The sequence below is a fragment of the Flavobacteriales bacterium genome (assembly GCA_029248105.1).
Lineage (GTDB): Bacteria > Bacteroidota > Bacteroidia > Flavobacteriales > UBA7312 > UBA8444.
In genome coordinates, this window is the sequence record JAQWJZ010000007.1 from 1 (window position 1) to 22,507 (window position 22,507).

Here is a 22,507-nt window from a genome sequence, read left to right on the forward strand (position 1 = left end):
CTCAACAGGTGGATTAGTAACAGCGGTACCAAATTCACCTATTAATAGCACAGTTCGATTTTCTCCGTTTTCATTAGCTGGGGCCAAAAAAACACAAATTGGGGTATGTATATTTCCAAGGCTATCTAAAACTTCAAAATCAGTTTCCGATAAACTGGATGCATCTAATGGGAATTTAAAATTAACAGGCATACCATCTAACTGGCTTCCAAGTTGATTACATAATAGACTTGGGAGTCCATTATCAAGTCCAAAAAAAGCCGACACAAGAGTATCTTGTGATTTGGCATTTAAAACAAAAGTTAAAATTATTATTACTGAAATTAAGATTTTTCTTCTTCGGTTTATCTTTTTTAATTTCATACAACGTTTGTGTAAACTGATAGTGCGTATATAATTATAATTCATTTTTACCTTTTCCTTAGTTCGCATTGTTTAGCGATTCCAAATGGTTATCATGTGAACTTTTTATTTTTCGCAAACTTATTTATTCAGCAATTAAAAACTGCCCATTAGATAATATTTTTTTATTATCATATATTGAGTAAAAGTATACACCAGAGGAAAGTTTTCCTTTATTAAAGCTAAAGAACCCCCTATTATTTTGATATTTTAAATTTATACCTCGACCAAAACAATCAAAAACTTTCAACATTAAAGCTGTCTGTGGTGAACTCTCAAGATTAGGAAAATAAATAGCTGAATGATTTGTTACTGGATTTGGAGCAACATAGGAATTAAAATACAAGATGTTATCAAAATCATTAATAGGAGTGGTGTTGATGAGTAAGGGGTCATTCTGTAATATACTATCAATATTGATATTCTCATCTCCTTCCTGATAATCTAGCATTTGAAAAGTATCAAACAACATTTCATCGTTCGAATTTAATCCTACTGTTATTAACTCTGGAGGATTAAACGGATTGTGATGGTTAGCAACAGTATTGTCATATTTATGTTCTGAATAAAACTTATAAGACGATGGAACCTTCACCATATTCTCAAAATAATAATATTGTTGATGGTTAAAATCCCACTGGTCAATTTTAATTAATGGAATAGTGTCGTTTCCATTAGACGCATAATTTAATATTTCAGTACATATTTTATGAGAATGAGGTAGGGCATTATATAATGATATATTAGATTCTACAGGTTCTGATTCGGCGCTAAAAGTCTTAACCTCGTTTGGCTCTATATAAAAATCTCCTTCCCAATATTGTAATGGGGTTCGTGAAACCACTTCCCGTATTCCCAATTCGTTTTCGGGATACAAATATAATCTCACTTGCAAATTCACATCTAATCCATAACTAGGTCCAGTAGATACATAATTAGGTGTATGAATTTGAATGACAAAATCAGCATTAGCAGGTAATTTTACACCCATTTTTAACTCAGAAGTGTTTGGGAAAATAATAGGATTTCCTCCGGGTGTATAAATTCCTATATATATTTCTCCAACAAGATTAGCGCTAGAGCCAGACAAATCTTGAGTAATTACGCCACTATAATCGGCATTGAATAAAACATGGTGAGTTAACTCAGGATTTTCAGGGACAATCTCAATAGCTCTTATATATCTTTCTGACTCTAAGCCGCTGGGAATAACCAAGGTGTTATAAGCATCTTCTTCAAATGCATTACTAGCAAACACAGGAGTGTTTATTATTAAGTCTGGCTCACCATTAAGAATATATGAAGAAAACTCTGGTAAAGGCGGTAATGCAGTTGTGTCACCAGGCAGAGCATAATCATCAACCCAACTAAGTATAGCATCCTTCTCGGATTGAGTTAAAACACGTTCATCAATAAAATGCATATAGCTCGTGTCAGGAGCCCATGGTGGCATATATCCTTCCGAAACTTCATGATAAATTGAATTTCTGTACATGAAAGTTTCATCGTATTCTAAAACTGAAAAAGGAGCTCCTCCTCCATCTCTATGACATTGAGCACACTTTTCAAAAAGTATTGGGGCAATATCAGTGTATGTAGTTTGTGCTAGAACAATGTTTAAGGATAAAAAACAAAATGTTAAAAAAATTAAATTTCTCATTCAATAAATATATTAAAATTAAAATAAGGCTTATTTATCATTTTTATACTACGCTAAATAATAGAGTTATTCAAAAAAGTTCAATAAAAGGACGCTTTAGCCCACTAAAAAATAAACCCACTCAAATGAGTGGGTTTCGCATTTATTTATTCAAATATTTTTGATTAATTATTTGCATTCGCAAGATTGCTCTACAGTTTGAGATATCCCTGCTACACTTTGAGTATAGGTAATTGTCCCCTCAATTTCTTCTAAGTCGTCATCACATATATTATTAAAATCAACATCCTGAGTTACATCTGGCATGCCAGTTTGTGAAATGACCTGTGAACAACTACAATCCTTACATTTTTTACAAGATAAAAATACATAAAAATAAAACGGGTAATAAAAATAAAATCTTTTTCATATTTAATTGTTAAAAGTTAAAAAATCAAATTTAGTAAAGAAACATAACCCATAGGTGAATTAAATAAAATTAATTTGAATTTGTAACATATGTTAAAATTTTGTCAGATTAAAGTTCAATATTAAGTATGCATAGGTCTACCAAGGGGAATATTTCTAGTTTTGAGATGCTCTTTCGATTTTGTGCTTTCTAAATAGTATTTTTACAAATAAATCAAACCTAAAAATAAGTGTCAAATAACAATATTGATGTAATATCAACATTAATCAATAAAATAAAAAACATCACTCCACTTACTGCAGAAGCAGAGAGAGAGATCTATTCTATTGCTAAAATAAAAAGCCTAACAAAAAGTGAATTAATACTTAAACAAGGTCATAAGGTGAAAAAAACATTTTTTGTTATTGATGGATGTTTAAGGTCTTTTCATGTGCAAAAGGATGGCAAAGAACATACTTTACAATTTGCAATTAAAGATTGGTGGATAAGTGATTTTATAGCTTTATTCAATAACGAAATCGGTTCACTTTCAATTGAAAGCATCACTGATTCTACCGTTATTGAGTTTAATTCAATAAAGTTAGATGAAATTTTAATCAAATTTCCAGAATTAGAATCCTTTCAAAGAGAAAGCCTTCAACGACATGTGTCAAGTTTACATAAGAGAATCTTAGATCAATTACGATTAACGGCTTTAGAAAGGTATCGCTTATTCCAAAAACAATATTCTGATATTGAACAATACGCACCAAATTACCATATTGCATCATATCTTGGTATAACTCAACAAAGTCTAAGCCGAATTAGATCTGAAAGCATTAATAAATAACTTTATTATCATAGGTTAATTTACAGTTTAGTGCAACAATATATTTTTGCATTAAATAAAAATAGATATGCTTAAAAATATTCTCGGAATAGCTCCAAAGCTAGAATCAGACGGCTCATACAGTCCTTCTAAACTCGCTCTAAAACTTGCAACTGTTAATAAAACTGATTATGAAAAAATTTCATGCTCAAAATACAATGGTAAAAAGTCAAAAATATTAGTTGTGTTCACAGAACAAAAAAACTTGAAAATGAAAAATGGCAAATTGTTTTCAACTGGAAATCATCCAATTGAGGCATTATTGCCAATGTTACATTTAAAAAATGCAGGCTTTGAATTCGAAATAGCTACTCAGACGGGTAAGCCAGTCGTATTTGAAATGTGGGCGTTTCCAGAAAAAGATGAGCATGTTAAGTCAATTTATAACGAACTAGAATCAAGTTTTAAACATCCAACCAAACTACAAGAATTTATAGATAATTCATTTGATAAAACTGAATCCTATGCCGCCGTTTTCATTCCTGGAGGACATGGATCAATGATTGGAATACCAGAGGATATTAATGTTGGCAAAATTTTAAATTGGGCGCATGAAAATGACTTATTCACTATAAGCCTCTGCCATGGACCTGGTTCTTTTTTAGCAACTACTTTGAACAATCAAAAATTTCTTTATGAGGGATACAATATGGCTGTATTCCCTGATTCTGTTGACAATCAAACACCTATGTTTGGCTTTTTACCTGGTAAAATGCCTTATGGGTTGAGTGAAAAATTAAAAAGTCTTGGTGTAAATCTCGTAAATACTAAAATGGATAAAACGGTTTGCTTAGATAGAAAGCTAATCACAGGCTCAAGTCCTTTGGCTTCAAACAATTTAGGGAAATTAGCCGCAGAAACATTGTTGAAAGCCTTAAAATAAATTTAATAGAGATTTAAATTAGTATAATCCGAGAATTTAAAATATTATTTTTTTTAAGTTCTAATTATAAAGACGATTAGATTCACTAAAGCGGAATATATCTCATTTCTTTAGGACTTAATTTCAACAGTTTTGTGCGTCCATTTAACTTAAATAGATATGTTAAAAGGTTGCTAAATCCATACGTTCTATTTTACCACTCTTTCTCAGTTTCAATTTTGCCTTTATCTATTATAAATGATCCTATAATCTGACTATCTGACCAATCAGCAATAACTAAAAACCGTTGTTTGGTGGCGTGTGAAAAGTTGTCATCTTTGTACGAAATATACTTCCCTTGATTATATGTTTCAAGGTATTTGTTTTTTCTTATTACTTGATATTTGTCCAACATCAGGTAATAATAACCGCCAGAACTTGAGGATGAGGGAACGACATATTCATTGGTGATTAGTAACAATATATGTGAATTGCCCAAACTATCTTTATGTGAGCTGTGAAGCTTAATGTTATAGTCTTCAAGATAAATATCGTTATTTACAAAGGGACTAATCACAAAATCGGTGATGTCTATAGAACGATTTACATCCCTACTTAAATCACCACCTTTTAGGAATACTCTGTGGCAAACATTTTTTTTGTCAAAATCTATATTGTTGATGAATGTTTTCTGATTTTTATTTATCCAAACACCTTTGTTTGTCTTCTCAGATCTTGCATTTAATGGAAAATAAAACCTTTCTAAATATGTCGTGGTATCCATATTTAAACTAGTATCATCAATACAGTCAAGATAAGTTGGGCCATTGTCCATAGGTGCAAAAAGAACCAGACTGTTTGAAGGTCGGTAAACTCCTACTAAATTCTTTTTTTCACTATTTTCATCCATTTCATACCATCCGTTGACAAAAAAATAGGGTAGAGCTTTATAATTCGTAATTCCAGGCGAATAAAAATTTAGATAAATAATCAAGCTCTCATTTTCATTTATTTTAATTGGATAGGTCTGATCTGAAGAAATGTGATGTATTACCTCTATTTCCTGCCCTTGAACAACAAGACTTGAGCTTATTAGTATAAAAAGAAGTTTGATTTTATTTAGCATAATACTAATTTACTAGCAGCCTGTTGAACTATGAGTTGCTACTAACTTTACAAGTTCATTCATATTAGCCTTTGAAGAAAGAAATAAACCTGTTGCAAACCCTATTTCATTGTTATAGGGTGAAGGAATTTGAATTAGAAAATCCGTTTTGCTATCGTTATCCAAGTCTCCTGCCCACAAGAGGTTAATGTAAAGTCTATGATCATAACAAGGAAATATAAATAATTCTTGCTCTTGATGTTGTTTGTCGGTTTTGTAGTTTAAATTTATGGAGTAATTTTTGATTTCAATTTCACCAATTTTCTCTGAATTGTGTAAGCTTGATGAAAGGAAGGTATGGTACGGTCCAAACTCAAAAGTGAAATCTTTATTTTCTCTAAGAATATCATTGTCAGTAAAATGATGAATATTTCTATCATTAAGACTTAAACCACTTATGAGGACAATACAATTTTTATTTTCAGCAACCGAAATTCGATACTCCCAATCGTATTGAACATCAGGCTCTAAATCTTCAACTTTTATCTCAACTTTTTTGATGTAACAATTTTTGTTGCTTTCATAGAGCCCCCACCATTGTTTTTTCATCATCTCAATGTCTAACTCTCCTTTTTTATAATCTCCAACATAAAGAATTTCTATCTCAGAATTTGATGAGTATTCAAACAATTCTTTTTGTTGAGCGTTTAGTTGAGAAGAAATAAAAAGAAAGAAAATTAGAACTCGCATCATTCTGTAAATTTACATTAAATATCAGAAAGAGAAGAGTGTAAATTCTTAAGAGTACTACTAGTTTTAGACGACTCTTAGTAGATGGATTGTAGACACTTAGCTTTTGATTTATGTGCTACAAGTTTTTAATCCAATCGACATAGTTTATAATGTCGTCATCAGTAGAGTTTTCTAATGATTTTGAGATTAATTTTTTGTCTATATCTATATTATTTATATGCTTAGTAATAGTTTCTACTACTAAGGCGTCTCTCTGATATTTTTTGTCGTTAAGATTTTTTTTATAATTCAACTTTAATTCTTTTAACTTTTCTTGGATGATGTCATCTTGCCCAATTTTGAGTCTAATGATTAAATCTACAATCAATAGTTTGAATTGAAACGCCACGTCAAGAGAAAGAAAATCTTCTTGTTGAATAAGTCTAGAAATATTTCTTTTGGCAAGATTGTAATTTTCCTTGTAGTAATAAATTAATCCTGTATTAAGGTAAATAAAAGAGGTGTATCCGGGCAGTTTTTTTATGCTTTTATTTTCTTTTGCTAACTGTAATACTTCGAGAGCTTTTTCTTTGTTTTCCTTAGCATAATTTAGCACTAACGCATTGTAATAATAGAATATATATTTATCGAATAAAAAGCCGTCGTGTTCTTCCATTGCGAGTTTTAAGGTTTTCGCAATTTCTAATGATTTTTTATACTTATTTGTTTTGTGAAGGCAATTTGTTAAATATGTTAGAAGTGTAAGTTTATCGTTATGATTGTGTCGACTAAAAAGTCCATTTTCATTAAAGTCTTTGTATGATTCTGTTAAGTAGGTTTCTAAGCTTTCGTAATCCTTATTTTGAAGTAAAAGGCGACTATACATTTTAAATAATCTAAGTTTAAATCTTTGGGAGTCTAAAACTTTTTTATTGGTAGCATTTTTTTGATAATGCTTATTTAAAATTTTGGTTAAGGCAGGGTCTGAATTTGAAAAATTTTGCTTTGTCTTGATGTCGTACATCAGTTTAGCTAAATGGGTGTCAATATCTTCAATTTCAGATCTTGTTATAGAGTTTTCTTTTTTAAGCTTTAAATAGTGGTCTAAATCTATTGAAATTAGCTCGTGAGACAGCTCAATAATCTCTGAATATACAATAGCTAATATTTCAAAGAGTTCCAGTTTAATAGCCTCCTTTTCTGCTGTTTTCAAGTAATGATAGCTTAAATCGAGTTCCCCTTTATCTCTGTAAACCCTGGAGAGTAATATGTAACTGAATGATTTCGATTGTTGATCTTTAGAGATGTGTTGCCAAACCATAGAATTATTTAGGTCATGATAAATTCTATTTTTTAGTTGGTAAAAATTATTTGACGTTACGTTGAGGGATTTTATGGCTTTTTTAGAATAATCTTCATCCTTGCTTTTTTTGATAATGTCAAAAAGCTTGAGGTCTTTTCTTTCTTTAGATTGATTCGTTCTTCCTACAAACAATTTGTAAAAACGGATTTCTTCCTTTGAAAGCGACTCAATTATGGAATCTAAAAACTTCACAGTATTACTTTAAAGGTTTAATGAATTTTTTACCATCTCTTATATATATTGTCCCATTTGGAATCGAATGTACAGACCGATACTTCCTTCCTAGAAGGTCGGTAATTGTATTTAATTCTACAGTGCCCATTTGAAAGCTACCTATATTTCCAGCAGTTCCTTCTTTGATATGTATAGGGGTGATGCTTGTGTCGGCTATTATTGGTGCAGGAGACGAAGGCCATATAACTACTAATTTATCACCTGACTGTTGAAACAATTGTGGTGTAACTGATAGTAAGGAATTAAACGGAATACTGTCTCCAGCTGCGATTGATTCGTTAAAACTTGCTAACGTTACCGTTATTGATATTGGCCCTTCAACATTAGCAACACCCATTTTTACATTTATTTCACTAGAAAATGGTACCGTATCCTTATTGACTATCCAATAATCTAGATATAGAAGAGAACCATAAGAAATAGTATCTGCATGAATTACTCCCTCTACAGAGATGTTGGTTTGTGAGTTAGCACTATTTATAAATGCTAAAAAACTTAAAATGCAAGCGGTAAATAATTTCCTCATTTATTCTATTATAAATTTCTTTTCAATTTTCCCATCATCGTACATATAGAACAAAATCATACTTTTATTCTCTTGACTTTTTCTTCCTAAAGCATCTACTATTTTAATTAGTTTTCTCTCATAGGATTGAGAGTATTCATTTGTAGAAGTTGGCATTTGTGACATTGTTAAACTATTGGCTACCCATGTATTTGTTGCTGAATCCCATTGAATTAAAAAAGGGTAAATGCATAAGGCAGAGCTTTCGCTTTGTTCACTACTAATAACGATTTGTAATAAAAAGTAAAATGATTCTACATTATTAGGAATGTCAAAATAGGCGTTTTGTCCCTCTACTACATCTACATTCAAATAATTTCCCCAAGACTCCCAGCTGAAGCTGAAACTCCCAATCATTGGAAAAGGCAATAATGAGCCTATATTCGTTGTTAAATCGATAGAGTTTTCTGAAGAATTTGATACGAATACATTTAGTGAGTCACATATATTAAGCAAAACATCATTGGGGTCTACTACATTTTCTGATTCAAGCACCCAGCCGTAATCTGTTAAAACAAATGTTTCACAAGCTTCACAGGTTTCATTATACTGATCTAAAATAGACATGCAACTAACAATAGTATCATAAAGCGTGTTTTCATCAAAATAAAAGGTGTTTCCATATTGGCCATTAGTCGCCCAAGTATAGGTCAATACGCCATCTATTTCAAAGGCGTTAGAGGTCATTTCAATATAGTCGTCATTTTGAGTCGCTATTTCAATTTCTATTAATTCACAATCAAGATCAACAGCTTGGTCAGGATTATTAATGCTAATCCATTCGTAAATAGGCCCATTGTAAAATAGAGTGTCACACACCTCGCAATCCTCTTGATTTGCAGCAGTTAGCTCCATACAAATCACAACGGAGTCATTAAGATAAATGTCATCACCCAAATATATGCTTAGTGTTTCTGACGAATACATTTCAATAAACTCACCACTTGTAGTATAGCCAGTCCATACATAAGAAAATGGCCCTAAAGAAGGGGGCATACACAAGTCAGTATTTGAAATCATGTTTATGGACGATTCTGTTGACGAAGTAATCATTATGCCTAGAAGTTCACAATTCATTTCAATATTATAACAGCCGTCATCACAGTTATTGCTGAAATAGTTTTGAGGAAGAATATTAGTCCAATTATTAGTTGAATATGTGCTGTCATCAACGTTGATACAATATAGGTTTGAATTTCCAGTAGAATTGAATTCTGATATTTCAAGGTTATTGCCATTTCTTATGTCAGCACATTCTAAATTAGGATTGTCACTTATGTCCAATGTAGTTAAGATGATGTTATTCGTTACATCAATTTCTGAAATCAGATTATTATCCACAATAAGGGTTTCCAGATAAATATTATTGCTAATATCAATAGAGCCTATTGCATTATGACCAATGTTCAGAACTGTTAGTAGTGGTGAATTGCTCACGTCAATACCAGTTACTTGAGTGTGCAAACAAGTTAATGTTTGCAGATTAGGACTGTTGCTAATATCAATAGTGGCAAGGCTGCCCATTTCATTTCCCCAAATCTGATTTGCAGAGACAGATAAAAGTTCTGTGTTGTTCGATAAGTCTAGATGCAATAAATTAGGGTTGAAATTACAATTCAAACTCTTTAAACTACTGAAGTCTTCTATGCCTGTTAAATCATAAATGCCAAGATTATTTATGTATAAATCTTCTACTTCGCTAATGTTTGAGATGAATACAAAATCGTCACCAAGAACACCATTACCCATATTATTATTTTCTAGATAAGTTTCAAAGTTGTCGTCTGGAACATAGGTTAAGTTACCTTGTGAAACATCCATGATCCATTGCATAGTTTCTGAATCCCAAATTTGACTAAAGCAACAATTTAATGTATCAACATTATCTAATGAGTCAGTAAGGGTGTAAACTATGCAAGTTGTAATTGTGTCTTCACTATACTCGTTGTAAACAGTATGTGTGCAAGGACCACCAAAACAACTATCTTCCCAAACATCTTGTATTGTGTTAGTAAAGGCATATAATGGATCCATGGTAGGTAAACCATTCCCTGTTGTCGGAATCGCTACCTCAAACACATAATAATTACCCGTTGTATAGGTTTGTTCACATAATGTTGTTTGTGCCTGACTAAAAAGCGAGCTTAAAGCTAAAATGACAAGTATAAAACAATGCTTCATAAATATTAAGTAAAGGTTGTACCTAACAAATATATATTAAGAGGAAGGTTATTCAATAAAAAAATCAATATTTCTTATATCTTCAACCTAAAAAAAAGAATGTTATTAAACTAGAAAATAGCTTATATATCCAATTATAATGAGAGTATTGTTTTTATTAATGTTTGAATAGGTTAATTAGATACTTAACCTTGCTTGTGGTGTAATTGATTGACTACAAAATTCATTGTTTATAAACTTGTAGTAGCCAGTAATTGCTATCATAGCTGCATTGTCAGTGCAGTAAGAAAAGGGAGGGATATATGTTTTCCATTGATGCGATTGTTCCATCTCTTGCAGTCGCTTTCTTAAACCAGAGTTAGCCGATACGCCTCCAGCAATTGCTATGTCATTAATTTGACTTTCTTTTGCCGCTTTTTCTATCTTTTTCATCAAAATATTTATGATGCTATGCTGTATGGAAGCACATATATCTGCTAAGTTATTTTCAATAAACTTAGGGTCTTCTTTGATTTTTTTCTGAATAAAATAAAGGATGCTTGTTTTTAATCCGCTAAAACTAAAATTAAGACCATCGACTTTTGGAATGCCAAAAGTAAATGCTTTTGGGTTGCCTTCTTTGGCATATTTATCGATAAGTGGTCCGCCAGGGTAGGGTAGGCCTAAAAGTTTAGCTGATTTGTCAAAGGCTTCGCCAGCAGCATCGTCAATGGTTTCACCAATAAGTTCAAAGCTCAAATAATCTTTGACATTTACTATTTGGGTGTGTCCTCCAGAGACCGTAAGACATAGAAATGGAAAGTTTGGAGGATTGCCACTTCCATCTTTTTCTTTGATAAAATGTGCTAATATATGGCCTTGCATATGATTGACATCTATAAGTGGTACACCAAGACCTAGAGCAAATGATTTAGCAAAAGATACACCAACTAGTAGTGAGCCAAGAAGTCCAGGGCCTCTTGTAAATGCAACGGCTGAAATTTGATTTTTTTCAATTCCAGATTCTTTTATAGCTTGGTTTACAACGGGGATGATGTTTTGTTGATGTGCCCTTGATGCTAATTCAGGTACAACACCGCCGTATTGTTCGTGGACTTTTTGTGTGCCAATAATGTTTGATAGAATACGACCATCTTGAATAATAGCCGCACTAGTGTCATCACAAGAGGACTCAATCCCTAATATAATGATAGATTTACTCATCTTTCAAGTTAGGCAAGCTATGCCCCATTTTATCTCTTTTTGTTTTAAGATAAAATTCATTGTGTTCATTAGAGTCAATTTCTATTGCAATATTTTCCACAATTTCTAATCCATAGCCTATAAGACCCTTACGTTTTTTGGGATTATTACTCATCAATTTTATTTTGTGAACATTTAATGAGCGTAATATTTGAGCACCAACACCATAATCTCTAGTGTCAGCTTTAAAGCCTAATTCTTCATTGGCTTCGACAGTATCTCTTCCTTGTTCTTGAAGTTTATAGGCTTTTAATTTATTTAATAAGCCAATACCTCTACCTTCTTGATTCATATATACGATAACTCCTTTGCCTTCTTTTTCGACCATTTGCATTGCTGCCTCTAGTTGAGGCCCACAGTCGCAACGACATGAACCAAAAATATCTCCTGTAATACATGAGGAGTGTACCCTTACTAGAATAGGTTCGTCTTCTTTCCATTCACCTTTAACCAATGCTAAATGTGTTTGGTCATTGGTAATTTGTCTAAAGGCATGAAGATTGAAGTTACCCATTTCAGTAGGTAGGTTAACATCTATTTGTTTCTCTATAAGACTTTCGTTTTTTATTCTGAAAGCTATTAAATCTTTTATGGTAACTATTTTGAGCTGATGCTTTTGAGCAATTTTTTGGAGTTCAGGCATTCTAGCCATAGAACCGTCGTCGTTCATTATCTCCACTATGACACCAGCAGGGTAGAGCCCAGCTAATCGAGCTAAATCTATGGCAGCTTCGGTATGCCCAGCTCTTCTTAAAACGCCGCCTTTTCTAGCTTTTAAAGGAAATATATGTCCAGGTTTGCCGAGTTCACTCGCTCGAGTATTAGGGTTAACTAAAGCTTGTATCGTTTTAGACCTATCACTAGCAGAAATGCCTGTGGTACAACCATTACCAATAAGGTCAACGGATACAGTAAATGGAGTTTCGTATTCTGCAGTATTTTTGCCCACCATTAATTCAAGTTCCAATTCTTCACATCGGTCTTCAATTAATGGTGCGCAAATAAGACCACGACCATAAGTGGCCATAAAGTTTATCATTTCAGGAGTAACTTTATCAGCAGCAGCTAAAAAGTCACCTTCATTCTCTCTATCTTCATCATCAACAACAATAACAATTTTACCTGCTTTGATGTCTTCAATAGCTTCTTCTATTGTATTCAGCATCCGATTTTATTTTGGTGCAAAGATAAGCTATTAGAGAGTAAGAAATATATAGAAATTAGTCTGTTTTTCTTGTCCAATTACTAGTACGTCCAAAGATAGGAAGACCAACATATCCTCTTAGGTCAAGATTGTTTTCAGAAGTTAACGTAATAGTTCCACTGTAAGTATTCCCACTTTTTGGATCATATATCTCACCTTCGTCCCATACATTGTCTTCATCATGAACAAAATCATACATCATCACCATTCCCATTCTAGGTCTAGTTTGTAGAGATTCGTCTGGATTTAAATTATCAACTTTAGGATTTCCTTTCTCATCGTTTGGATTAAGCATCCAAGTAATTTGACCTTGAAAAGTGTTGTTTTCTGTTTTAGTAATTTTAATGACAGCGTCCTTTTCTTGGTTATACCAATCGCCAAGGATAGCGTCAGATTGAGCAAATGTGGCTAGACTAAAAAATAGTCCTAATAATAATGTTATTGATTTCATAGTTAACTTGTTTTTTTTGGAAAGGTAATAATTTTTTAGGAGCTAGGGGTATAAAAAAAAGCTACCCGAGTATTTCTACTCGGGTAGCCCCTTAAAGCCATGAAAAAACTTACTTCCCTCTCCCTAATGGGAACAACAAAGATATATAAACTTTTTAATTTTTATGTAGTCTGTCTATATTTTTTAAAAAATATTTAAATCGTGTGATTTAGAGTTTCTTATGTGTACTAATACTCTAGCTTCAGAGCAAATTTCTTGGTTTTTATTGATGGCTTTTACAGTATGCCAGACTTCGTATTTGCCCTCTTTTTTCAGTTCTTGGATAGCTAAGTCGATATCAGAGTCGCTTAAGTTGAATGCTATTTTTAAATTTGTGGTTGCTGCTATTTTATAATTGATGTCTACTTTTTTTATCCATACTTCCATAGGAATACCCTTAGAATTAAAAATTTGCCAATACATTACAGCATAATAAGGATCTATAGCACTAAAGATGGTTCCTCCGAAAATGGCTTTTTGAATATTTTTATTTAGCCATGAATATTTAATCTCTACTATTAGATTTTTAAACTCAGAATCGTTTTCAATAATTTTTATTCGGTTAACTAATAAAGGAGGGAAAAGGTTCATTATTCTCCTTAATGCTTTTGAACTGTATCTTTGGTCAGCTATTTTTACTTTCGACATAGGATTGCAAAAATAGAAGTTCTTCACTTTCTTTTGGTAAATTTGTACTATAAACTTTCTAAAAATGGATAGACCTTTAATATTAGTGTCAAACGATGACGGAATTAATGCTCCTGGAATTAGAGCTTTAATTGATGTGGTAAGAGAAATTGGTGATGTTGTCGTTGTTGCTCCTGATGGTCCTCAATCTGGAATGGGGCATGCTATAACTCTTAATTCTACTCTCAGATGTGATCAGATACATATTGATGATGGTCCTCAAATAGAATACGAATGTTCTGGAACTCCTGTTGATTGTGTTAAATTGGCTGTCAGTACAATTTTAGAAAGAAAGCCCGATTTATGTGTTTCAGGAATTAACCACGGATCTAATTCTTCTATTAATGTTATTTATTCCGGGACTATGTCTGCTGCTGTTGAAGGCGCTTTAGAAGGTGTTCCTTCCATAGGGTTTTCTTTATTAGACTATTCGCACGATGCCGATTTTAGCGCATCTAAACAAGTGGTGAAAACAATTGTAGAGAAAGTTTTGAAAGAGGGTTTGCCTAAGGGTAGATGTTTGAATGTAAATATTCCTAAGTTAGATTATTCTGATATCAAGGGTTTTAAAATTTGTCGACAAGCTGATGCCAATTGGGTTGAAGATTTTGACGAAAGAAAAGACCCTACAGGAAGAACGTATTACTGGCTAACGGGCAGTTTCCAAAACTTTGATAAGGGTAACGATACGGATGAATGGGCTTTAGCTAACGGTTATGTGTCTATTGTTCCCGTTCAATACGATATTACTGCTTATGATTGTATTTCTGATTTAAAATTGTGGAACTTATGATTAGAGACTCCTTATTTTTGAAAGGGGCTGTTTTAGGTTTGATACTCCCCACACTCGCTTTTCTGATTTATTCTAATATTGTTATGGAAGGGGATATGTTAGCTTTATATTTCCAGCTTAAAGCTATGGATGTTCATACACACGTTTTAAGTTTGTGTACTTTTCTTAACCTCATACCGTTTCTAATTTTTATAAGGTCTAACAGAGAAAAACCAGCTCAAGGGATTCTCATGGTTACCATACTATTAGCCTTATTTGTAATGGTAAACAAATTTCTATTTTGAAAAAATACTACTTCATAGTAGGAGAGGCCTCCGGTGATTTGCATGCGGCCAATCTCATAAAAGAGCTGTCAAAAATAGATGACAAAGCTTCTTTTCTTGGTTTTGGTGGAGAACGTATGCAAAATGAAGGACTAAATTTGACCAAACATTATAGTGAGATGGCTTTCATGGGATTCTGGGAGGTCTTAAAGAATTTACCTGCTGTAAGAAAGAATTTTAAACAAGCTAAAAAGGAAATTCTTGAGTTTGAAACCGACGTTCTTGTTTTAGTGGACTATCCAGGATTTAATATGCGAATGGCATCATTTGCAAAAAAGCATAATATAAAGGTGGTGTATTATATTACACCTCAAGTTTGGGCATGGAAAGAATCTCGAGTTCATAAACTAAAAAGAGATACAGATTTACTATTACCTATTTTGCCCTTTGAACAATCTTTTTTTGCTAAACATGGGGTAGAGTCTATTTATGTTGGTCATCCCTTGCTAGATGCTTTCAAAGACTTAGATAGTAGAAATGTTGAGTCAGAGAAGCCAATCATCGCTATCTTGCCAGGAAGTAGAAAGCAAGAAATTGCAACTTCTTTACCAATAATGATGCAGGTGGCAAAGTCTTTTGAAAATTATCAGTTTGTGATTGCTGGTGCCCCTTCAATCCCTCAGGAATATTATCGTTCAATTACCAAAGAATCTTATATGCCTGTCTTGTCCAATCAAACGCATGCTTTATTAAAAGAATGTAAGGCAGCTATTGTTACTTCAGGAACAGCCACATTAGAGGCGGCTATTCTTAAAGTGCCTCAAGTGGTGTGTTACAAGACTTCGGCAATTTCATATTTTTTAGGAAAGCTGTTAGTTAAAGTAAAGTTTATTGCACTTGTCAATCTTATCTGCGACAAAGAAGTGGTTAAAGAATTGATTCAAGACGAATTTAACACCAGCAATTTAGTCGATGAGTTAAATCGAATCTTGAATAAAAAAAATAAATCTCGCATTCTTGAGGATTATCAAGAATTATTAGCCTTGTTAGGCGATAGTGGTGCATCCAAAAGAGCAGCAAAGACTATTAGTCTAGTTTAGTTTTATTATTTTGTGGCAGTAAATTAAAGCCATGCATTTTTGGAATTCACTTCCTCTGTTTCGTCTGATTATTCCCTTTATTTTAGGAATATTATTTTCCAACTACTTCTATTTTGAACACTTAATTGTCGTTTGTCTTATTCTACTACTTACGTTGTTTATCGTAAAGACTGTAAGGTTAAGCTATACTTACAGGTGGGTGTTTGGAGTGTTGGCTTGGAGTTTCTCATTAGCCGTAGGTGTATGGATAAATCCTAATTCTTTAGACTTGCACGAAGATAATTTTTACATCCATAGTCTTACAGAAGAGAATGCTATTTTGTTAGAGGTTATTGAAGAGCCTATAGAAAAACCCAATTCATTCAAAACTATTGCTAAGGTGTTGTCAGTTAATGAAAAACAAACTTGCGGTACTTTACTATTGTATTTAGATAAAAGATTAGATTCCATTGAGTACGGAAGAAGATTAATGATAATTAAGCGACCGCAAAAGATAGGGTTGCCAAAAAATCCTTTTCAATTTAATTTCAGTGCTTATTTATACCATAAAGGTATTAGTCATCAACTTTACCTTTCTGAAAATGATGTTATACTCTTGGATAATACAGGAGGAAAGAATGTGGTTAAATTCATTATTTCCATTCGTAAAAATCTACTTGCATTATTAAATGCAAGCGATTTGTCAAAGGATGGGAAGGCCGTTTCTTCTGCTTTGTTATTTGGACATAAATGTGATATGAATTCAGAGCTAAAGCAGTCTTTTAGTCGCTCAGGAGTTATACATATTTTAGCTGTTTCGGGTTTGCATGTAGGTATCATTTATTTACTTCTAAATACTCTTTTTGCTTTTATGAATCGGAAATTACTTATGAAATGGATAAAGCTGTTGTTAATTCTTTTAAGTCTATGGTTTTATGCATTTCTAACTAATCTAAGTCCATCAGTAATGCGAGCCGCTACTCTTTTTTCTTTCATTGCAATCGGTTCAGCAATCGATAGAAATACAAATCTTTATAACACTCTATCTGCCTCTGCTTTTGTTCTTTTAATTATCAATCCCCATTATATTTATGAAGTTGGTTTTCAATTGTCTTACTTAGCAGTTCTTGGAATTGTAAGCCTTTACCCTAAATTATATGAGTTGATAAGTTGTCGGTTTTATCTTCTCGACAAAATTTGGCAATTACTTTGTGTATCCTTGTCGGCACAATTATTCACATTTCCTTTAATCATTTATTATTTCCATCAATTTTCTAATTACTTTTTACTGTCTAATTTGCTAGTTGTTCCGCTAGTGCCCGTAATTATCTATTGTGGCTTGGGTTTTATAGCATTTAGTACGTTTGAATTCTTTAACGAGCCTTTCTTGTTACTCTTGAATTTTCTTATTGAACTCTTAATAAAGGTCGTACGGTTTATGGAAAGTATACCGTATTCCTTTTCTGATTTCTTGTTTTTTAATGTTTTACAAGTGTTGTTGATATATTTTATAATAGCCTTTGTACTATATGCTTTTTATTATCAGAAAAGGATAGCAATATTTTTTACTCTCATTTTGATTGTACTTTTTCAAATCATTGATTGGCAAGGAGATAGCGCAAAATTCAATAAGAATGAATTGGTATTTTATTCAGTAAACAAGTATACCGCCTTTGGGATTGTTAGTAATGGGGAAGGGGTGTTTTTTATGAGTGAAGAGTTGATAAAGGATTCTGTAAAGCAAGAATATAACTTTTACAATCATTGGATACGTTTAGGGCAATCTAATCCGCAGCTAATAAGCCTTGATAGTAATATGGAAAATTCACTAATTTGGAAAAAGGAAAACCACCTTCAATTGGGGCATTCACGACTGTTATGGATTAACGATGATTTCAAAATAAAGACTGCCCAAATTCCTATAGAAATAGATTACTGCTTAATTTCTGATTATTTTCCTATTGAGAAAGTCTTACAAACTTATCGACCTAAACAGATTATTTTAGATGCTGCTTTATCCTATTATGAGGTACAACAACTAGATAAAGAATGTCAGCATTTGAATGTGAAATACTACTCCCTTAAAAAAGATAAAGCGTTGATTGTTAATCTCAAGAATTAAAGCTTTGAAATTATTTAAATAATTGCCAAAACTCTTGATACCTACCTTTTGAGAAAATAGATTTTTTATTAAAAAACACTCAGCTTGAAGAAAGTTTACAGCAAATGGTGTATGTGTTTTTTAGTTTAACAAACTTTTTGAGTTAATTGTATAAATTTAATATTTCAATTTTCTTTCTGTAATAGTCATAATTTCCTCTTCAAGAGCAGTGGCTTTATCCACTAAAACTTGACCTTTAGCAAGAATGTCGTTTACAAAACCTTTGTCTTCACAATCACCACAATTGATTTTTACATTCAGAAATGCACCTCTAACGGCAGTTCTGGCGCATAAAGCACCTACTGCTGCATCGGTAACGGAATTAGGGTTCCCAAATTCTGCCATAGCTTTCATGACCTCCATAGAATCGTAGGCTGTTTGCATAACATTAAAAGGCGTGGTAATAGCAAACTTGGTTGCTTCTTGAATAGCAATATGTCTTGATGTTTTTTCTTCCTCGCTATCTTTCGGTAGTCTGAATGCCTCCATTATTTTGTTGAAAGCGATGGTGTCTTCATCTACCAATCTAAGAAGTTCGTTTTGATAGGCAATTCCTTTTTCTGCCCAATTAGAAAATTCTTCCCACCTATCGTCCCATCCTCTTTTGTGAGCCGAAAGGTTGGCAACCATTGTACCTAGAGCTGCGCCCATAGCACCACAGTATGCCGATATAGAGCCGCCACCGGGAGCGGGGCTCTCGCTAGACGTTTCGTTAGCAAAGTCAGTAAGGTTCATATCTACCAACTTATTAGAACTATTATCGTCTATCATATATTCAATAATTCTTTCTTCCAATACAAAAGGTGACAGTTCATCGAGTCCAAGTGTCTTGACTGCAATTTTCATTATCTCTTTTTCAGAAATACCTACTGAGCGATTTTGCTTTTTCAAAAAGTGTACACCAGCCTCTATTAGAACTTTTTTCGGTACTAAGCCCACTAATTCTGAGCCAGTAACTCTTAATCCTCTTGCTTGAGCACGTTCACAGGTTTTGTCGAATACCTCATGTAATGGGGATACATTGATATTGGTCAGGTTGTATGAAATTTGAGCTACACCATATTCTTCAATATACCAACCAATCCCTTTAACGTGTTTGAATAGTCCTGCTTCTCTAAGGGGTTCACCATTTTCGTCTTTTAAGACTTTACCAGCTAAAGAGTTACCTTCTCTTTTCAGGCGTCCTGCTTCTCTAATGTCAAAGGCTAGGGCGTTAGCTCTTCTAGTAGAAGTGGTGTTGAGGTTGATGTTGTAGGCAACTAAGAAATCCCTTGCAGATATGGCTGTTGCGCCTGATTTGGCTACAGAATCATTGAAGGCAGCTGGGCCGTAGTCTGGTTTCCATTCAGTATCAACTAGCTTTTGTTTTAAGCCTTCGTATTCACCTGAACGGCAATTGGCTAAATTTTGTCTTTTCTCTTCTTTGGCGGCATTTTCGTAACAGTAGATAGGGATGTTTAATTCTTGCCCTACTCGCTTAGCTAACTTATGAGCCCATTCAGCTGTTTCTTCCATTGATATATCAGCGATCGGAACTAGTGGGCAAACATCGGTAGCACCCATTCTTGGGTGTTCGCCACTATGCTTACTCATATCAATAAGGTTTTGTGCTTTTTGAATCAGTAAAAAGGCAGCATCTATAACTTGTTGAGGTTCACCTACAAAAGTAATTACCGTTCTGTTGGTTGCTTTGCCCGGGTCAACATTTAATAATTTCACACCATCTACAGTTTCTACTATATTGGCAATTTCTTGAATTATTTTAGAATCTCTTCCTTCAGAGATATTTGGAACGCACTCTATTAGCTGTCTTTTCATTGTATTAAGATTGTATTTTTCCGTTAATGATTACTTTGTCGATATGCTGATGTCCAAAAGAATAAGGGATAAAAGCGTAGGACGATATGGGTTTAGTAATGAATAAATTTGCTTTTTTTCCGACTGCAATACTTCCTAGTTCTTGACTTAGTCCCATGGCGTAAGCCGTATTTATAGTAGTAGCATTGATGACTTCTTCTGGAGTCATCCCCATTCTTATGCAGCCTAATGAACTCACAAAATTCATATTGCCACTAGGACTAGAGCCTGGGTTGTAGTCAGTAGCTAAGGCAACAGGCAAATCATTTTCTATGAGTTTTCTTGCTGGGCCATAGGGAATGCCTAAAAAGAACGAACAGGATGGCAGTAGAGTAGGCATACACTCACTCCCTTTTAGGGCTTCTATATCTTCATGGTTCATTATTTCTAAATGATCTACAGAAAGCGCATTGTACTTGACACTTGCTTGAACACCTCCCATTATTGTAAACTGATTGACGTGGGTTTTTGGAATTAAACCATATTGTTTAGCTGCATCCAAAAGTCTTTCGGTGTCTTCAACAGAAAAATAGCCATCTTCACAGAAAATATCAATGTATTCTGCAAGTCTTTCTTCTGCTACTTGGGGAAGCATCTCATTGATGACCATATCTAAATATCCTGTTTTATTGCTTTTGTATTCTTGCGGTATAGCGTGTGCTCCTAAAAATGTGGCCTTTATGCTCAAAGGGCTTAGTTCTTTTAACCTTTTGATAATCCTTAGCATCTTCAGTTCAGCAGCTGTTGATAGCCCATAGCCACTTTTTATTTCAATAGCACCAGTTCCCATTTGCATCACTTCGTTAGCACGTTGAAGGGCTTTTTCTAGCAACTCATCTTCAGAGGTCTCTTGTAATTTTTTAGCTGAGTTAAGAATTCCACCGCCATTTTTAGCTATTTCTTCGTAAGTAGCTCCTTTTAGTCGTTGTTCCCATTCGTTTTCTCTATTTCCAGCAAATACTAAATGGGTATGGCTGTCGCAATAAGTAGGGAATACCATTCCACCATTTGCGTCAATGATTTCGGTATTGTTCCAATCGTCAATACCAGTCCATTCCTCCATACTCCCGAAAGCTGAAATTTTACCGTCTTGAATTTCAATAAAACCATCTTTGATAGTTTTAATTTTGCTCATGTCCGAGCCACTAACCCACTTTCTGATTTGATGTTCTACTTGGACAAGTTCAGATATATTTTTTATTACTGTTTTCATAGATTGTGAAATCTTAGCGAAAATAGAAAAAATAGCCCATTAAACCCTCCTTGATATTTGCTTATATTTGTGGGGTATGAATACAATAGGTCAGCTGTTTCGTTTAACTACTTATGGAGAATCTCATGGTGTTGCTATTGGCGGTATTATAGACGGTTGTCCTGCGGGTTTGTCATTAGATTTAGAGTTTATTCAGAACGAATTAGACCGAAGAAAACCTGGGCAGTCTTCAATTACTACACCACGAAAAGAAAGCGATACCGTTCAATTTTATTCGGGGATTTTTGAAGGAAAAACTACTGGTGCGCCTATTGGTTTTGTTATTCCAAATAGTGATGCTAAGTCACAAGACTATAATCACCTAAAAAACACGTTTAGACCGTCTCACTCTGATTATAGCTACACCAATAAATACGGTTTTAGAGATTATAGGGGAGGAGGGCGTTCTTCTGCTAGAGAAACTGCAAATTGGGTGGTTGCTGGTGCAATTGCCAAACAATTGCTTTCAGAAATTCAGATTAATGCATTTGTATCTTCTGTTGGTACTGTTTCTATTGATAAATCGTATGAACAGTTAGATTTTTCAAAAATAGAAAGTAACATAATAAGATGTCCTGATAAGCTTACTGCAGACAAAATGATTGCACTAGTTGAACAAGTGAGAGATGATGGAGATACAATTGGTGGGGTTATTAGCTGTGTGGTTCAAAATGTTCCTAAAGGATTAGGAGAGCCTATTTTTGATAAATTACACGCTAACTTAGGAAAAGCTCTTTTGTCTATCAACGCTGTAAAAGGGGTTGAGTTTGGAAGTGGCTTTTGTTCTACCGAAATGCGAGGTAGTCAGCATAATGATATTTTTAATCCTGATGGTTCTACCCAAACGAATTTATCTGGGGGAATACAAGGTGGAATAAGTAATGGAATGGATATCTATTTCAGAGTAGCGTTTAAACCTGTTTCTACCTTAATGAAAGAACAAAAGAGTGTAGATGATAAGGGGCAAGAGATTGTACTAGACGGTAAAGGTCGTCACGACCCTTGTGTTTTGCCTAGAGCAGTGCCTGTTGTTGAGGCTATGACGGCATTAGTATTAGCAGATTTTCATTTGCTCAATAAAAATTCAAAACTATAAAT

General features: G+C 33.5%; 21 protein-coding genes. 7 read left to right on the top strand and 14 right to left on the bottom strand.

What is annotated here, in order from left to right:
* From P8I29_00785 to P8I29_00795, 3 genes are all read right to left on the bottom strand, one after another.
* Window positions 1-363, bottom strand: a 363-nt coding sequence (locus P8I29_00785; GenBank protein ID MDG1916331.1) for a hypothetical protein, incomplete at its 3' end; no start/stop codon positions are given.
* 124 nt (window positions 364-487) lie between these two features.
* On the bottom strand, window positions 488-2,062 hold the full coding sequence (locus P8I29_00790) for a T9SS type A sorting domain-containing protein (GenBank protein MDG1916332.1): 1,575 nt from the start codon (window positions 2,060-2,062) through the stop codon (window positions 488-490).
* Window positions 2,063-2,230: 168 nt separating this feature from the next.
* Window positions 2,231-2,368, bottom strand: a complete 138-nt coding sequence (locus P8I29_00795) for a hypothetical protein (protein MDG1916333.1) — start codon at window positions 2,366-2,368, stop codon at window positions 2,231-2,233.
* 332 nt (window positions 2,369-2,700) lie between these two features.
* On the opposite strand from P8I29_00795, the gene P8I29_00800 reads away from it, so the two are divergent.
* The gene (locus P8I29_00800; GenBank protein MDG1916334.1) at window positions 2,701-3,300 is read left to right on the top strand and encodes a Crp/Fnr family transcriptional regulator; all 600 of its coding nucleotides are present in this window, start codon (window positions 2,701-2,703) and stop codon (window positions 3,298-3,300) included.
* Window positions 3,301-3,367: 67 nt separating this feature from the next.
* Complete coding sequence (gene hchA, locus P8I29_00805) at window positions 3,368-4,222, top strand: protein deglycase HchA (protein ID MDG1916335.1); 855 nt, start codon at window positions 3,368-3,370, stop codon at window positions 4,220-4,222.
* A 193-nt stretch (window positions 4,223-4,415) separates the two neighbouring features.
* Here the strand turns inward: hchA and P8I29_00810 are convergent, their stop codons facing one another.
* From P8I29_00810 to P8I29_00850, 9 genes are all read right to left on the bottom strand, one after another.
* Window positions 4,416-5,327, bottom strand: a complete 912-nt coding sequence (locus tag P8I29_00810; GenBank protein MDG1916336.1) for a hypothetical protein — start codon at window positions 5,325-5,327, stop codon at window positions 4,416-4,418.
* Window positions 5,328-5,339: 12 nt separating this feature from the next.
* Window positions 5,340-6,059, bottom strand: coding sequence for a hypothetical protein (locus P8I29_00815; GenBank protein MDG1916337.1), 720 nt, complete (start codon window positions 6,057-6,059; stop codon window positions 5,340-5,342).
* Between the two features lie 115 nt (window positions 6,060-6,174).
* Complete coding sequence (locus P8I29_00820; protein MDG1916338.1) at window positions 6,175-7,593, bottom strand: hypothetical protein; 1,419 nt, start codon at window positions 7,591-7,593, stop codon at window positions 6,175-6,177.
* A gap of 4 nt (window positions 7,594-7,597) precedes the next feature.
* Complete coding sequence (locus P8I29_00825; GenBank protein MDG1916339.1) at window positions 7,598-8,161, bottom strand: hypothetical protein; 564 nt, start codon at window positions 8,159-8,161, stop codon at window positions 7,598-7,600.
* Window positions 8,162-10,381 carry a hypothetical protein gene (locus P8I29_00830; GenBank protein MDG1916340.1) on the bottom strand — a complete coding sequence of 740 codons (2,220 nt, stop codon included), beginning with the start codon at window positions 10,379-10,381 and terminating at the stop codon, window positions 8,162-8,164.
* 177 nt (window positions 10,382-10,558) lie between these two features.
* Complete coding sequence (gene tsaD, locus P8I29_00835) at window positions 10,559-11,584, bottom strand: tRNA (adenosine(37)-N6)-threonylcarbamoyltransferase complex transferase subunit TsaD (GenBank protein ID MDG1916341.1); 1,026 nt, start codon at window positions 11,582-11,584, stop codon at window positions 10,559-10,561.
* Window positions 11,577-12,788 (bottom strand): bifunctional 3,4-dihydroxy-2-butanone-4-phosphate synthase/GTP cyclohydrolase II, encoded by a 1,212-nt coding sequence (locus P8I29_00840; GenBank protein MDG1916342.1) that lies wholly within the window; start codon window positions 12,786-12,788, stop codon window positions 11,577-11,579. Before P8I29_00840 ends, tsaD begins: the two co-directional genes overlap by 8 nt.
* A gap of 55 nt (window positions 12,789-12,843) precedes the next feature.
* Window positions 12,844-13,278, bottom strand: coding sequence for a DUF2147 domain-containing protein (locus tag P8I29_00845; protein ID MDG1916343.1), 435 nt, complete (start codon window positions 13,276-13,278; stop codon window positions 12,844-12,846).
* Window positions 13,279-13,461: 183 nt separating this feature from the next.
* Window positions 13,462-13,965: a DUF4442 domain-containing protein gene (locus P8I29_00850; protein MDG1916344.1), complete on the bottom strand. Its 504-nt coding sequence runs from the start codon at window positions 13,963-13,965 to the stop codon at window positions 13,462-13,464.
* A 64-nt stretch (window positions 13,966-14,029) separates the two neighbouring features.
* Here P8I29_00850 and surE point away from each other — a divergent pair, with 64 nt between their 5' ends.
* Genes surE through P8I29_00870 form a run of 4 tightly spaced genes read left to right on the top strand, consistent with a single transcriptional unit; the run spans window position 14,030 to window position 18,261 of the window.
* On the top strand, window positions 14,030-14,797 hold the full coding sequence (gene surE / locus P8I29_00855) for a 5'/3'-nucleotidase SurE (GenBank protein MDG1916345.1): 768 nt from the start codon (window positions 14,030-14,032) through the stop codon (window positions 14,795-14,797).
* Window positions 14,794-15,081 carry a hypothetical protein gene (locus tag P8I29_00860; GenBank protein MDG1916346.1) on the top strand — a complete coding sequence of 96 codons (288 nt, stop codon included), beginning with the start codon at window positions 14,794-14,796 and terminating at the stop codon, window positions 15,079-15,081. The genes surE and P8I29_00860 overlap by 4 nt, the downstream gene beginning before the upstream one ends.
* Window positions 15,078-16,160, top strand: coding sequence for a lipid-A-disaccharide synthase (gene lpxB, locus P8I29_00865; protein MDG1916347.1), 1,083 nt, complete (start codon window positions 15,078-15,080; stop codon window positions 16,158-16,160). The genes P8I29_00860 and lpxB overlap by 4 nt, the downstream gene beginning before the upstream one ends.
* Window positions 16,161-16,191: 31 nt before the next feature.
* On the top strand, window positions 16,192-18,261 hold the full coding sequence (locus P8I29_00870; protein ID MDG1916348.1) for a ComEC/Rec2 family competence protein: 2,070 nt from the start codon (window positions 16,192-16,194) through the stop codon (window positions 18,259-18,261).
* A gap of 156 nt (window positions 18,262-18,417) precedes the next feature.
* Here the strand turns inward: P8I29_00870 and ftcD are convergent, their stop codons facing one another.
* Window positions 18,418-20,118: a glutamate formimidoyltransferase gene (gene ftcD, locus P8I29_00875; GenBank protein MDG1916349.1), complete on the bottom strand. Its 1,701-nt coding sequence runs from the start codon at window positions 20,116-20,118 to the stop codon at window positions 18,418-18,420.
* A 4-nt stretch (window positions 20,119-20,122) separates the two neighbouring features.
* A complete protein-coding gene (gene hutI, locus P8I29_00880) occupies window positions 20,123-21,370 on the bottom strand; it encodes an imidazolonepropionase (GenBank protein ID MDG1916350.1) in 1,248 nt (415 codons plus the stop codon).
* A gap of 76 nt (window positions 21,371-21,446) precedes the next feature.
* On the opposite strand from hutI, the gene aroC reads away from it, so the two are divergent.
* Window positions 21,447-22,505 (top strand): chorismate synthase, encoded by a 1,059-nt coding sequence (aroC, locus tag P8I29_00885; GenBank protein MDG1916351.1) that lies wholly within the window; start codon window positions 21,447-21,449, stop codon window positions 22,503-22,505.
* Window positions 22,506-22,507: the final 2 nt, after the last annotated feature.